General features: G+C 46.5%; 11 protein-coding genes. 9 read left to right on the top strand and 2 right to left on the bottom strand.

Annotation, left to right across the window (positions count from 1 at the left end):
* Nucleotides 1–154: 154 nt before the first annotated feature.
* Nucleotides 155–646, bottom strand: coding sequence for a DUF2127 domain-containing protein (locus ACUVJL_RS23220; protein ID WP_445247995.1), 492 nt, complete (start codon nucleotides 644–646; stop codon nucleotides 155–157).
* Between the two features lie 396 nt (nucleotides 647–1042).
* Complete coding sequence (locus tag ACUVJL_RS23215; RefSeq protein ID WP_445247994.1) at nucleotides 1043–4051, bottom strand: CBS domain-containing protein; 3009 nt, start codon at nucleotides 4049–4051, stop codon at nucleotides 1043–1045.
* A gap of 324 nt (nucleotides 4052–4375) precedes the next feature.
* Between ACUVJL_RS23215 and psbZ the strand changes: the two genes are divergently transcribed.
* From psbZ to ACUVJL_RS23170, 9 genes are all read left to right on the top strand, one after another.
* The gene (psbZ, locus tag ACUVJL_RS23210; protein WP_333444442.1) at nucleotides 4376–4567 is read left to right on the top strand and encodes a photosystem II reaction center protein PsbZ; all 192 of its coding nucleotides are present in this window, start codon (nucleotides 4376–4378) and stop codon (nucleotides 4565–4567) included.
* Between the two features lie 227 nt (nucleotides 4568–4794).
* Nucleotides 4795–5382 (top strand): 6,7-dimethyl-8-ribityllumazine synthase, encoded by a 588-nt coding sequence (ribH, locus tag ACUVJL_RS23205; protein ID WP_332957156.1) that lies wholly within the window; start codon nucleotides 4795–4797, stop codon nucleotides 5380–5382.
* Between the two features lie 186 nt (nucleotides 5383–5568).
* A complete protein-coding gene (locus ACUVJL_RS23200; protein ID WP_445247993.1) occupies nucleotides 5569–5769 on the top strand; it encodes a hypothetical protein in 201 nt (66 codons plus the stop codon).
* Nucleotides 5770–6777: 1008 nt separating this feature from the next.
* The gene (locus ACUVJL_RS23195; RefSeq protein WP_445247992.1) at nucleotides 6778–8016 is read left to right on the top strand and encodes a sedoheptulose 7-phosphate cyclase; all 1239 of its coding nucleotides are present in this window, start codon (nucleotides 6778–6780) and stop codon (nucleotides 8014–8016) included.
* Nucleotides 8017–8018: 2 nt separating this feature from the next.
* Complete coding sequence (locus ACUVJL_RS23190) at nucleotides 8019–8822, top strand: O-methyltransferase (protein WP_445247991.1); 804 nt, start codon at nucleotides 8019–8021, stop codon at nucleotides 8820–8822.
* Between the two features lie 362 nt (nucleotides 8823–9184).
* Nucleotides 9185–10576 (top strand): ATP-grasp domain-containing protein, encoded by a 1392-nt coding sequence (locus ACUVJL_RS23185; RefSeq protein ID WP_445247990.1) that lies wholly within the window; start codon nucleotides 9185–9187, stop codon nucleotides 10574–10576.
* Between the two features lie 153 nt (nucleotides 10577–10729).
* Nucleotides 10730–10825, top strand: coding sequence for a hypothetical protein (locus tag ACUVJL_RS23180; protein ID WP_445248012.1), 96 nt, complete (start codon nucleotides 10730–10732; stop codon nucleotides 10823–10825).
* A 339-nt stretch (nucleotides 10826–11164) separates the two neighbouring features.
* Nucleotides 11165–12544 carry an ATP-grasp domain-containing protein gene (locus tag ACUVJL_RS23175; RefSeq protein WP_445247989.1) on the top strand — a complete coding sequence of 460 codons (1380 nt, stop codon included), beginning with the start codon at nucleotides 11165–11167 and terminating at the stop codon, nucleotides 12542–12544.
* Between the two features lie 18 nt (nucleotides 12545–12562).
* Nucleotides 12563–13600 carry a D-alanine--D-alanine ligase family protein gene (locus ACUVJL_RS23170; protein ID WP_445247988.1) on the top strand — a complete coding sequence of 346 codons (1038 nt, stop codon included), beginning with the start codon at nucleotides 12563–12565 and terminating at the stop codon, nucleotides 13598–13600.
* Nucleotides 13601–13850 lie beyond the last annotated feature (250 nt).

Raw genomic sequence — 13850 nt, 5'->3', positions numbered from 1 at the left:
CCTGGAAACTATGATAAAAAATGAAAAACACTATGAATACGCTCAAGAATGCGCCCCAAGAGTTAAATATTTAATATTGAAACTTAGAATTATCAGGTAAACGCATTACAAATAAAATGGTAAAGCGCCTACTGATTGAAAATGCTGATATTTATTAAGTCAAATGAGTGTCCTCTGAATTCCCAAAATTCTCAGATCCCTTACCGTGCTTCGGCAAATGGTGCAGCAAATACCATAATACGGCTATATTTGTGATAAATACCGCTAACTTAAGTACCGTGACACCTTGAACTAATTCATAGATTTCAGGCGGAATACTGATACCGACTAGCAATAAAACTAAGATTGTTGCCCAGGCTTTTTCGTACCATAAACCCACCGCTTCCAGAACAGTTAAAATTGCATACAGTCCGGTCGCCAGTCCACTAAATAGTAAGGTGTGAGGCTTAATAATTAGAATCTTTCCTAATAAATATTTAACAATATTTAGTTTAGTTTCTAAGAATAAAGATTCCGATAAAGCCTCCAAGAAGTGATGACTATTCAGTGCTAAAAGCAAAGCGATCGAAGTTACTGTCAAGAGGGAAGCAACCAAACTTTTGTAAAGGACAATTGCGATTAAACCAGGAGGGCGCTGTTTTTTCACCTTAATTATCTAAATATCAATAATGTGCGATCGGCTTGTGAGGCTGTTTTGAACTGAAAAGTAAAATTTAAAGTCCTGGACGCACTCCCACAAAGAAACCGGTTTTTGTACCTAATATCATGTCTGATCGATTGACCATAATATCCTGGCCGGGCGGGTTTTTGAGATTGTCAATTATTGGCAGATATTGGCAGGTTTACCTGCCCCTACCTGATTTCGGGGGAAGCGAAGCGGAGGGAATCGACCGGACATGATATAATCTGCGGGTTGCAACGCGTCTTTTGGTAAAAAAGCCCGGTTTCTGGACTCCCATGCGTCCAGAACTAAATTTAGTAGAGTGCGTCAGCAATTAGCCTATCAATTATAGAAAAAATAACGCGCTGCTGACGCACTTTACTAAGCTGGAGGATAACGTTGTGCTAAGAAAGAGATAGCAGCAGCCCGATCGCCCAAATCGCCATCCAAGGTCGCCGCCAACAAATCATCCAACATTCGTTTAAACTCAGGCCCAGGCTTATAACCCAAAGCCTTCAAATCGTTGCCATTTAAAGGCGACTCAACATTCGCCCACATGGTGAGATATTCCCAAATTTGGCGGCGCGCACTTCGCGGACTTTGTATGGCGATCGCAATTAACACCGGCAAATCATAATTCCTCAACAGCAGCACCAATTGACTCGGCAACTCGCACTTAGGCAAACCCTCTGCTAACTGGTTCTTTCCAGCTTCCAACACTTCCAACCGCTTAATGCTGTCAGCGGGTAACTGAAGATTTGCAGCTACCTTGCCGCGATATTCCGGTGCTAAATAAGCTATCAAAACTTCCAGCCGCATCTGCCAATCGGGAATATTGATAATTGGGAATTGGGAATTGGTAATTGGGAATTTGGAACTGGGAGTTGCTTCTTCCTTCTTAGCTTTTCCCTCTTCCTTCTTCCTTCTATCCTTTACATCCGTTACATCCGTTACATCCGTTACATCCGTTGCCGAACTTCCGACGGACATCGGACTTCTATCCTTTACATCCGTTACATCCGTTACAGAATCCGTTGCCGAACTTCTTTCTTCCTTCTTCCTTGGGAGTTCCTCTTCCTTCTTCCTTGGGATTCCATTCAAACACCGATCGATCAAACGCAGTTGTCGCCACAATTGGCGATCCAACTCCAAAGTAGGATGAATGCAGCGCAAAGCCTGCAAATCTCCTAGCATTTGCAAAGCAACTTTCCAGTAGGGAGCTTGCAAAATGTATTTTAACTCGCTTTTCAGGCGAGTTTCCAAAGCCGGAGCTCGGCCGTTTTCCCCCTGAATTCGGTAATAAATGCCGCTGGCCAAAGCGTGGCGGATGTATCCTTCCGTCTGCGGCTCAATTTCAAAACCCAACCGCACAGCAAACCGCACAGCGCGATAAATTCGCGTCGGATCTTCGATAAAACTGTTGGCGTGCAAAACTCGAATTTGCCGCGCTTGCAAGTCCAGCAAACCGCCAAAAAAATCTAACAATTCGCCACTGCGAGGAAAACCCAACCGCACAGCCAGCGCATTAATTGTAAAATCCCTGCGGTACAAATCTTGGCGAATTGAACTCGCTTCAACTTCAGGATTTGCAGCCGGATAAGGATAAAATTCAGTGCGAGCAGTCGCGATATCCACCCACAGCGAGCCGAAAGCAGAGTCTTTGTGCCACAAAAGCGCGGCGGTTTGAAATTGACCGTGAACGTCCAAACGCGCGTCTGGGTATAGTTTTTGCAGCGATGAAGCTAACTCGACACCAGCACCGGAATCGTCGGGACCGCATTTTCCATCCACAACCAAATCAATATCTGTTAGCGCCAGTGTATGATCGGTCGTCAATAGTAAATCCCGGACTGCTCCACCCACAATATAAAGTTGCCAGCCGCGTTCGGCGGCAATATTGGCCGCGATCGACAATAATTGCCACAATTCCGAACTGATGCGCGATCGCAACAACTGCTCAACCGATTCGGGTACGGGACAATAAGAAAATTCTGCATTACTTCCCCTGTCTCGCGCTTTTTGCTGGTGCAATTCCCGCAACACGTCAGTGCGAGTCACAATTCCTACCAGTTGACTGTTTTCCAATACCGGCAAGCGCCCGATATCATACATCACCATTAAAGATTCAATTTCCGGCAGCAAGGTATCTGGGGCGATCGTTTTTAGCTGCGGAGTCATGTAACCCTTGACTGGGGCGTGACTGAAACCGTGGTGCAGAGCAATGTCAATGTCGCGGCGCGAGATAATGCCGACGAGCCGATCGCCCACATCCACCACACAAAGCCCGGAATGTCCGTAACGTAGGAGTATACGATGAGCTTCCCCCACCGATGTTTCCGGGCGAATACTCCGCACTGGAGACGACATTAATTCGCGGGCTGTGGGAGGGTGGGGAATTTGAGTTTTGAGTTCGTCAGCTAACTGATTTAAAGTCAGCAGGGGGTCAACATCGCGGGTGGCGAGGGAAGCGGCGCGGGCGTGGCCTCCGCCGCCGAGGGGTTTGAACAATTCGCTGAGGTTTGTTCCTTCAATGCGCGATCGACCGATAATAGTTAATCGATTGGAAACTGGCGATTCGGGCTCGATGTTGGGGTTGTTGTCCTTTTCCCCAAATTTATAAACATTCCCTAAAAGCAGAGCATCGGTTTCAGTTAAATCGAGCAAGCGAGAAGCCAGCGAAGAAAGCCCCGGAACGTAGGCTTCAGTAGATAGCAGCACCCAAGCTACGCTGTAACCGTGCAAAATTTCCGATCGCAAATTATTCAGCGCTTCTCTCAGCAAATCTTGCAATTGAGGAGACAAACCGGGTTCTACATATTCAGCGATTACCCGCAAACTCGCTCCCTGTTCCATCAACCACGCCAAAGCAGTCGCATCTCGCGCAGTTGCGCCCTCAAAGGTGAGGGAACCTGTATCGACGTGGATGCCGAGGGCCATTACTGTTGCTTCCGAAGGCAGCAGGCGCGATGGTGTGTCGCTGTTTTCTGGTAGATTTTTGAGCTTTTCGCGGAGCTTTTCGACAATTAATGTCGTGCTGGCTCCGACTGCTTCGATCTGGGTAAAAGTAGCGGGGATGTCTGAATGCGCCTCCTTGTGGTGGTCGAAAACAGAAATTTCGCTCACCTGTGGCAAATCCAGCCACTCGGCGGCTTTTCCCAAGCGATCGCGCCCGGAGGCATCAACTATACTAATCGAGCGAATTTGTTGCGGATTGACCGATCGGCGTTCAATCAGCGGGTACTCGTCGCGGTGTAGCGCCAAAAAATCCCGCACCGTCGGGTGACACCCGCCTGTCAGTACGATCCTGCTACCGGGGCGCAGGACGCAAAGTCCCACTGCCGCTCCCAAGGCGTCAAAATCTGCTGTTGTGTGGCACAAAACTAAGTCCATAGTCGAACATCCCCCATCTCTAACTCACAGATTAGCAATTTCTCAGCTTGTGGCACCCCGCGATCGCAGTGTAACTTAACCTTCAGCCAGTATCGAATCCTGTTTTCTGTGCAGTAGCCAACAATGATAAAATTGATAAAAATCTCAAAAGTCGCTGACGCCTGTTCGCGCAACGCCCGAATTGCACGGGTTCTTTCGTATCAATCAACTGACAATCTCTCGATCAACTATCGGGAAACTGTCAAAAACTAGAATTTGGAATATTTTTTCCAGTTCTGGCAAGCTATTTCTGATCAACGCACGGTTATATCGAAAGGAGAAAAGATGTTATCAATTCTGTTTCAAGTGGTTTTACTGGCTCTGGTACTGCTGTCTTTTGTCATGGTCGTTGGCGTCCCGGTTGCTTATGCCTCTCCCCAAAACTGGAATCAGTCTAAAACGCTGATATATGTCGGGTCGGGTCTCTGGTTTTTGCTGGTTATTGCAGTGGGTGTATTGAACTTTTTAGTCGTTTAAATTCACCCAACCTTATCGAATAAAGAAGGTAAAAGATAGAAGGATGAAGGCATTCGCTAGCGATTGAAAGGCATTCGGCATTCGGCAGAAGCTAGGAATTTTCCAGACCGCGCGACCCTGTATGTTTTTGCACTTGAGATTCAGATGAGATGCTGCAGCTTTCTGACTTTTGCCTTCTCACAAACAAAACTCTAAAACCTAAAATCTAAAATCTAAACTAGAACACTATGGCTGTTTTCGAGGGAACTTTTACTCACACAGAATCTTTGCGATTTGCTATTGTCATCGGTCGTTTTAACGATTTGGTGGTCAACAAACTTTTGGAGGGATGTCAAGATTGTTTGAAACGCCACGGGGTTGATATTAATCCTCATGGCTCTCAGGTGGACTTTTTTTGGGTTCCCGGAAGTTTTGAGATTCCTTTGGTGGCCCGCCAAGCTGCTCTTTCTCACCGCTACGATGCGGTAATTTGTCTGGGTGCAGTAATTCGGGGCCAAACTCCTCATTTCGATTTTGTGGCTGGTGAGGTTGCTAAGGGAATTGCTGCGGCTGCTTTTCAAACAGGGGTGCCGGTGATTTTTGGGGTGGTGACGACTGACACGATGCAGCAAGCTTTGGAAAGGGCTGGAATTAAAAGCAATTTGGGCTGGAATTATGCGATGAGTGCTTTGGAAATGGGCACTTTGATGCGCCAAGTTAAGGGTTTGGGCGGAAATTCTTACGATCTATTACCTACTGCGTCTGCTGCTCAAGTGCTTTCGGGCGAACCAAATCTGGCGATCGCCCCCGATGTATCATCTCAGGAAATGGCCTAATCTAAAATCCGGGTTCGTTATTTTCTTTTATGAACTCGGCTTTATGAATTCGGCATTAATCGGCATTAATCGGCATTAATCGGATCTTGAAATCGCTGCATAGAGTCAAACTTTCGTCCGAGGGGACTAAGGAATAAAGTAGGTAAGAAAAGCTAGGACAACTGAGACCTACTTAAAACTTATGGAGTGGCAAGCACAAATATGGCACAACTACGGCTAGAACACGCTGGTAAGTTAACGGCGATCGTCCAAGACAATGCTTCTGTACATTGTTCACTCCTAATGCTGCAGCAGTGGGAACTTTCTTCAGCAGCAATGCAAGTAATTTTCTTTTTGCCACCTTATAAGAAATATCCTGAAAACCCCGTGACTTCAGTCCGGAGATGAAAGGAATTTACAGGATTTATCCTGCCTACTGTCTTAGTCTCAGCCTGAATCCAAACTCTAATCTTTTCAATTCAAAAAACTTTCTTAAAAACCCGGACAAGGCAGGACAACATGGTATATTGAAATAGTCAAGGTTAAACTCCTTTACCATCGTGAAACGGGACATGAGACACACTTTTAGGCATAAACCGGGGGACAAAGTGCGGCGAGAACACTCTAAACAGCCGGAACCGAAAACGTAGGTTTCAATTCCAGCAAATAAACTTTTTCACTGGAGATTGTTAGGTAGGGTAGGGCATACCCGAACTCTAGGTAAGTATCCTAGTACGCTTTTGGAGATAGACCCGCTGGGGTGTTTCTGAGTTAGGCTCTTCAATTGGTGGTATCCCCACGGTTGAAAGGTTTAAATATTGCCGCAAGGACAGAACATTTTAAGGTCAGTCGCTGAATTAAGAATCCCCTCGACTTCAGTCAGGGGAGTGTCAAAGTCCGCTTCAGGAACCGTATTGAGGATGAATGGTTACATGGGGAGCGATCGGATCTAGGGATCCCGCCTTTTTACCGATGAGTACGATTTGGCGATCGCGATCCCAGAGGTTTGGAAACCAGGGCTGCCAGAGGACAGTATGGTGAAGAAAGCGTTTTCGGTTTAATTAGGTAGAGCTACTTAATTGCTGGACGATCGTATATTCCCCAACAATTCCATAGAAATTTTGTTGCATGAGGTTGCATAAATATGATAAATCCGTTATGTTAAATTTCGTGCAAGTATTGAGGCGATCTAAACTTGCTCCTAGCAAGGCATTCAGGATAAATACTCTACAAGCAGTATTTAACCTATTCTTAACACAGCTCTGAAAGTAAATTTTTAGGTGGATAGTTAAGATAATATTAAATGACAAATTTGTCAACTTAATGCCGAGGAAGTGTGCCAGCAAAAGGATTGAGAGTTTTGACGGTCGCCCGGATACTTACCGTTAGTTATCAACATGAAAGTGCAAAAATCTTATGGGTGACATTCAAGCAACATTTACAGCTACCGATCGAGCTTTTCAGATTGAAGGGTACGAAAAAATAGATTTCAGCTTGCTATACGTAGATGGTGCTTTCAAGCTTGAGAATCCTGAGATTGCGGATAGTTACCGCCAATTTGGTCGCTGTTTAATGGTTGTAGATGAAACAGTCTACGATCTGTACGGTGCACAGATGCATCATTATTTCAAGCATCACGAGATAGATTTAACAGTCTTTCCAGTTAATATCAAGGAACCTGATAAGACGTTAAAAACGTTTGAAAGCATCATAGATGCCTTCGTTGATTTCGGACTCGTGCGGAAGGAGCCTGTTTTGGTAGTCGGTGGTGGATTGACGACAGACGTAGCTGGTTTTGCCTGCTCGTCTTATCGCCGTCGGACTAACTACATTCGGGTACCGACGACACTAATTGGCTTAATTGATGCCAGTGTGGCGATCAAAGTAGCTGTGAACCACGGTAAGCTGAAAAACCGCCTCGGTGCTTACCACGCTTCCAAGAAAGTAATTTTAGACTTCTCTTTTCTGAAAACTCTGCCGATCGACCAAGTGCGAAACGGGATGGCAGAGTTAATTAAGATTGCCGTAGTAGGTAACACAGAAATCTTTGAGTTGTTAGAAAACTACGGCGAAGCATTGCTGCACACCCATTTTGGTTATGTAAACGGCACACCGGAACTTCAAGAAGTGGCGCATCGGCTCACTTACAAGGGCATTGAGTCGATGCTGGCATTAGAAGTACCGAACCTACACGAGCTAGATTTGGATCGGGTGATTGCCTACGGTCACACTTGGAGTCCGACGCTGGAACTAACGCCGGAAATTCCGATGTTCCACGGCCATTCTGTCGCCATCGATATGGCTTTTTCGGCCACCATTGCCCAACTGCGGGGCTACATTTCGATCGCCGAGCGCGATCGGATCTTAGGGTTAATGAGCCGCCTCGGACTAGCAATTGATAGCCCTTATCTCACATCAGAACTGCTCTGGAAAGCGACAACATCGATCAGTCGTACCCGGGATGGTCTTCAACGTGCTGCGGCTCCGCGCCCCATTGGTGAATGCTTTTTCATGAATGATTTGACTCGAGGTGAGTTGGATAAAGCCCTACTGGTTCATCGAGAAATCTGTCAGGGCTATCCGCGCCGCGGCGATGGGGAAGATATGTACCTGTGGTCAGAAAAAGCAGGAAATCTTTCCACATCAGGGGTTTGACCATGAGACCCGTTACCCCAGTCGGGATTTTAGCGGCTAAACTCGAAAGTCTCGCCGAGCAAGTAGAAAAAATCGATAATCTCGATCGAGCTTTCAAGGCAGAATTACAACAAGCCTACGAATTGGCAAATGGTCTCGATCCGTACCTGGATCTTTGTACCACGCCGGAATCTCCTGCCTTAGCCACGTTAGTAAAGCGCACTCAATCAGAAGATTGGAGTAAGCGATTCTCTGACGGCGAGACAGTGCGGCAGTTGGAACAGGAAATGCTATCGGGTAATCTCGAAGGCCAAATGCTGAAATTTCTCGTCCATCTCACCAAAGCACAGCGCGTACTGGAAATAGGGATGTTTACCGGGTACTCAGCACTAGCGATGGCGGAAGCACTGCCGGTGGATGGAGTGGTGGTAGCCTGCGAAGTAGATGCTTATGTAGCTGAATTTGCCCAGAAGTGTTTTCACGAATCTACTGCCGGTCACAAAATCTCAGTGAAGGTGGCACCGGCTCTAGAAACCATGAAAGAATTGGCTGCTAATGGAGAAGTGTTCGATCTGGTATTTATCGATGCCGATAAAGCTGGATACAGAGACTATCTCGATTTACTCCTAACTACGGGGCTGTTGGCTCCTAATTGCTTGATCTGCGTCGATAACACTTTGATGCAGGGACAGCCCTACTTGTCAGGTACTGCCACTCCTAACGGGGTAGCGATCGCCAAATTCAACCAGGCTCTAGTTGACGATCCGCGCGTAGAGCAAGTATTACTGCCGCTGAGAGATGGATTGACCTTAATTCGGCGCGTTTAGTAGAACAAAACTTAGGCGTCAAAACCAAAAAAACCGGGTTTTTTGCCCAGGCGGGCTCTAACGAAGTCCGATATCAAAAAACCCGGTTTTTAACCACCCGTGCGTCATATCAAATCCGCGCTTCATCGGCATGATTCATATCAAATCCGTTAGCATCGGAATAGTAAATTCGAGTTGACGGTTGACGGTTGACTGTTCACTGTCAACAGTCAACAGTCAACCGTCAACAGTCAACATCATTCCGGTGTAACCGGAAATGATATCATCTCTCTTTTCTGGAGACTCTAGGCCTGCGTAGCTTCAAAAGCGGTTTAATCATTCAAAAACCACCGCTAATTAGAGTATTTACTTAGTAAAAAATTATGATCGAAACAGTTTCAACGGCAGCGAGGCCATCTGAACAGGAAACAAACGCGACGACTAGTCCCTTCCAGACAGTCAAAACCATAGCAACCTTAATTTTGCTGCTATTGGTACTGCCCCTGAATCTCGCTTTAACTGCGATCGCCCTACTGAGATCCATCATCATCAAACCGTTTCAGTCTCGAGCGATCGCGGAGTCTCCCCTAACGATTTTGGTCGGCGGCGGCAAGAGAACCAAAGCATTACAGCTAGCCCGCTCGTTCCATAAGGCCGGTCATCGGGTAATTTTGTTTGAAACCCACAAATACTGGCTGACAGGTCATCGTTACTCTTGGGCAGTCGATCGCTTTTACACAGTACCAAATCCCCAGACAGAGGAATACCCTCACGCACTCTTAAAAATTGTCCAACAAGAGAAAGTTGATGTTTACGTTCCCGTCACTAGTGGAGGCGGCAGTTACTACGATGCCAAAGCCAAAAGCGTACTTTCTCCTCACTGTACGGTAATGCAGCTAGATGTCGAAACTCTGCAACGTTTGGATGATAAATATGAGTTGGCAACAGCCGCCAAAGCGTTGGGGCTGCGAGTTCCGAAGTCCTACCGCATTACTAATCCGCAGCAAGTAATCGATTTTGATTTTACTGATGCACAGCGTCCATATATAATCAAAAGTATTCCCTACGATTCTATTCGCAGGTTAGACCTGACGAAGTTACCCTGCGCAACTGAGGCGGAAACGGCCGCGTTTGTGAAATCTTTACCAATTTCCGAGAGTAAACCTTGGATAATGCAAGAGTATATTCCCGGGCAAGAATACTGCACTCACAGTACAATTCGTGATGGTCATCTTCAGTTGCATTGTTGTTGCAAATCGTCGGCGTTTCAGATAAATTACGAGCATGTCGATCGCCCGGATATCGAAAATTGGATTCGTCACTTTGCCAAGAGTCTAAATCTGACTGGACAAGTTTCCTTCGATTTCATGGAGGCGGCGGATGATGGAGAGATTTACGCGATCGAATGCAACCCGCGCACCCATTCAGCCATCGCGGTTTTTTACAACCATCCCGATGTGGCAAAAGCTTATTTGGAACCAGACCCTTTACCACAGACACTGCAGCCTTTGGCATCTAGTCGCCCGACTTACTGGATTTACCATGAAATTTGGCGATTGGTGACTCATTTGTGGTCGCCCAAGCTAGTTTATGAGCGGTTACAAATAATCGCGCAAGGCAAAGATGCCATCTTCGAGTGGGACGATCCGCTGCCCTTTTTGATGGTGCATCATTGGCACATTCCCTTGTTGTTATGGGCAGATTTAAAGAAGACGAATGAGTGGATTGGGATTGATTTTAATATTGGCGAACTTGTGGAAATAGGGGGAGAGTGAGTATGTCAGTATTACGGGTTTTGCATTTAGTCGGGTCGGCAGTTAGCGATTTTTACTTTGATTTATCAGGGTTAATGAGCCGCCTCGGACTAGCAATTGATAGCCCTTATCTGACATCATAACTGCTCTGGAAAGCCTCCTAACGGGGTAGCGATCGCCAAATTCAACCAGGCTCTAGTTGACGATCCGCGCGTAGAGCAAGTGTTACTGCCGCCCAGAGATGGATTGACTTTAATTAGGCGCGTTTAGTAGAACAAAACTTACGCGTCAAAACCAAACAAACCGGGTTTTTTGCCCTATTCGGCGGGCTGTAACGAAGTCCGATGTCAAAAAACCCGGTTTTTAACCACCCCTGGGTAATATCAAATCCGCCGTTCATCGGCATGATTCATCTCTCTGTTCGGGAGACTCTGCGCCTGCGTAAGCTGTTCTGCATTTAAATTGTATGTCAAAAAAAATCAAAGTCTTGTGGGGTGGGCGTCCCGCCCGCCCTGAATATACAATTTAAATGCGCGACAGCTTAGCTTCAACAGCGGTTTAATCATTCAAAAACCACCGCTAATTAGAGTATTTACTTAGTAAAAAATTATGGTCGAAACAGTTTCAACGGCAGCGATGCCATCTGAACAGGAAACAAACGCGGCTTTTAGGCGCTTCCAGACATCAGTCAAAACCATAGCAACCTTCATTTTGCTGCTATTGGTACTGCCCCTGAATCTCGCTTTAACAGCGATCGCCCTACTGAGATCGATCATCATCAAACCGTTTCAGTCTCGAACGATCGCGGACTCTCCCCAAACGATTTTGATTAACGGCGGCAAGACGACCAAAGCATTACAGCTAGCCCGATCGTTCCATAAGGCCGGTCATCGGGTAATTTTGGTTGAAACCCACGAATACAGGCTGATGGGTAATCGATACTCTTGGGCAGTCGATCGCTTTTACACAGTACCAAGTCTCCAGGCAGAGGAATACCCTCAAGCACTCTTAAAAATTGTCCAACAAGAGGGAGTTAATGTTTACGTTCCCGTCAGTAGTCCAGAGGGCAGTTACTACGATGCCAAAGCCAAAAAGGTACTTTCTCCTCACTGTACGGTAATGCACATAGATGTCGAAACTCTGCAACGTTTGGATGATAAGTATGAGTTGGCCACCGCCGCCGAAGCGTTGGGGCTGCGAGTTCCGAAGTCCTACCGCATTACTAATCCCCAACAAGTAATCGATTTTGATTTTAGTGACGCACAGCGTCCATATATTATCAAAAGTATTCCCTACGATTGTGTCCACAGGTTTGATCTCACTAAGTTACCCTGCGCGACCCCAGCAGAAACAGCCGCTTTTGTCAACTCATTACCAATTTCCGAGAGTAAACCTTGGATTATGCAAGAGTATATTCCAGGGCAAGAATACTGCACTCACAGTACAGTTCGTAACGGTCATCTTCAGTTGCACTGTTGCTGCAAATCATCGGCGTTTCAGCTGAATTACCAGAATGTCGATCGCCCGGATATCGAAAATTGGATTCGTCAGTTTGCCAAGAGTCTCAATCTGACTGGACAAGTTTCTTTTGATTTCATTGAAGCGGCGGATGATGGAGAGATTTACGCGATCGAATGCAACCCGCGCACCCATACAGCCATCACGATGTTTTACAACCATCCCGATGTGGCAAAAGCTTATTTGGAACCGGACCCTTTACCGCAGACAGTGCAGCCTTTGGCATCTAGTCGCCCGACTTACTGGATTTACCAGGAAATTTGGCGATTGGTGACTCATTTGTGGTCGCCAAAGCTAGTTTATGAGCGGTTAAAAATTATCGCCCAAGGCAAAGATGCCATCTTCGAGTGGGACGATCCGCTACCGTTTTTCATGGTGCATCATTGGCACATTCCCTTGTTGTTATGGGGAAATTTGCGTCAGCCGAAAGAGTGGATTAAAGTTTATTTTCATAGTGGAATACTTCTGTAAATAGGGGGGAGATTGAGTATGTTAGTATTACGGGTTTTGCATTTAGTCGGAGCTGCAGACAGTGAATTTTACGATAAATTGTCGCGCTTTTATGCCCCATATTGTCTGGAGCAAACTGCTAATCCAGCACTCTATGAATTTCATATAGCCTATATTTCTCCCGGTGGCCAATGGCGTTTTCCCACCTCTCTCGATCCGAGTGCGATCGCGGCCGCTAATCCCATGTCTCTAGCGGGCGCTGTACAGGTGCTGACAGAGCTAAAGATTGACGTAATGGTACCGCAGATGTTTTGCATCCCCGGCATGACTCAATACCGAGCCTTGTTCGATCTGCTGAATATTCCTTACGTGGGTAATACCCCAGAGGTGATGTCACTGACTGCTGACAAAGCGAAGGCTAAGGCAGTAGTAGCGGCCGCTGGGGTAAGCGTACCGTTGGGAGAAGTTGTCCGCGCGGGCGTGAGACCTTCAATTGATTTTCCGGTGGTGCTCAAGCCACTGAATGCGGATAATTCTCTGGGAGTTGCCTTAGTTAAAAATGCTGCTGACTATGATGCGGCGTTGCAGACAGCATTGACTCATTCAGATGAGGTTCTAGTAGAAAAATTCATTGAATTGGGTAGAGAAGTTCGCTGTGGGATTATTGTCCAAGGTGGCGAGCTAGTCTGTTTGCCGCTGGAAGAGTATCCTGTAGATCCTGATACCCAACCGATTCGGACTTATGCCGATAAGCTCCAACAAAATGACGATGGTAGCTTGACTGGTTCCACTAAAAATAGTACCAGGCCGTGGGTAGTTGACAAGAGCGATCCGATTACGGAGAGAGTTTGGGTCGAGGCCAGAAAATGCCACATCGCTTTGGGCTGTCGCCACTACAGTTTATTTGATTTTCGCATTGACCCCGATGGACAACCTTGGTTCTTAGAAGCGGGGCTGTACTGTTGTTTGGCCGAAAAAAGCGTGATTGCGGTTATGGCCAAAGCATCAGGAATTTCTCTGGATACTTTGTTTCAGAGTATGCTGCAAAATGCCTTATGTGAAATCCCAAATAACTAAGAAATTAGGACACGGCAGTGCCGTTTCCCTACAATATTATTTTGGGTAGGGACACGGCACTGCCGTGTCCTCTGTATCATTCTAAAATAGGAACAGGACTTGTTGCCATCTTTGAGCAAGTAGGGTGCGTCGCCATCTATAATCTGCGAGTTATATCAAAGATCTCGCAGCGACGCACCCTACGGATCAACTTTCAAATTTAGTCGATCGGCGCGATCGGTATTTTGATATTATGGACGCGGTATTATAT

The organism is Microcoleus sp. OTE_8_concoct_300, assembly GCF_031383065.1.
In the GTDB taxonomy this organism is placed as follows: Bacteria; Cyanobacteriota; Cyanobacteriia; order Cyanobacteriales; family Microcoleaceae; genus Microcoleus.
This window is presented reverse-complemented; position numbering and strand designations above follow the sequence as displayed.

What these genes read in the sequence shown, in the direction of transcription:
- ACUVJL_RS23215 (WP_445247994.1), bottom strand. Translation starts at nt 4,051, where the DNA reads ATGGACTTAGTTTTGTGCCACACAACAGCAGATTTTGACGCCTTGGGA.
- psbZ (WP_333444442.1), top strand. Translation starts at nt 4,376, where the DNA reads ATGTTATCAATTCTGTTTCAAGTGGTTTTACTGGCTCTGGTACTGCTG.
- ribH (WP_332957156.1), top strand. Translation starts at nt 4,795, where the DNA reads ATGGCTGTTTTCGAGGGAACTTTTACTCACACAGAATCTTTGCGATTT.
- ACUVJL_RS23195 (WP_445247992.1), top strand. Translation starts at nt 6,778, where the DNA reads ATGGGTGACATTCAAGCAACATTTACAGCTACCGATCGAGCTTTTCAG.
- ACUVJL_RS23190 (WP_445247991.1), top strand. Translation starts at nt 8,019, where the DNA reads ATGAGACCCGTTACCCCAGTCGGGATTTTAGCGGCTAAACTCGAAAGT.
- ACUVJL_RS23185 (WP_445247990.1), top strand. Translation starts at nt 9,185, where the DNA reads ATGATCGAAACAGTTTCAACGGCAGCGAGGCCATCTGAACAGGAAACA.
- ACUVJL_RS23175 (WP_445247989.1), top strand. Translation starts at nt 11,165, where the DNA reads ATGGTCGAAACAGTTTCAACGGCAGCGATGCCATCTGAACAGGAAACA.
- ACUVJL_RS23170 (WP_445247988.1), top strand. Translation starts at nt 12,563, where the DNA reads ATGTTAGTATTACGGGTTTTGCATTTAGTCGGAGCTGCAGACAGTGAA.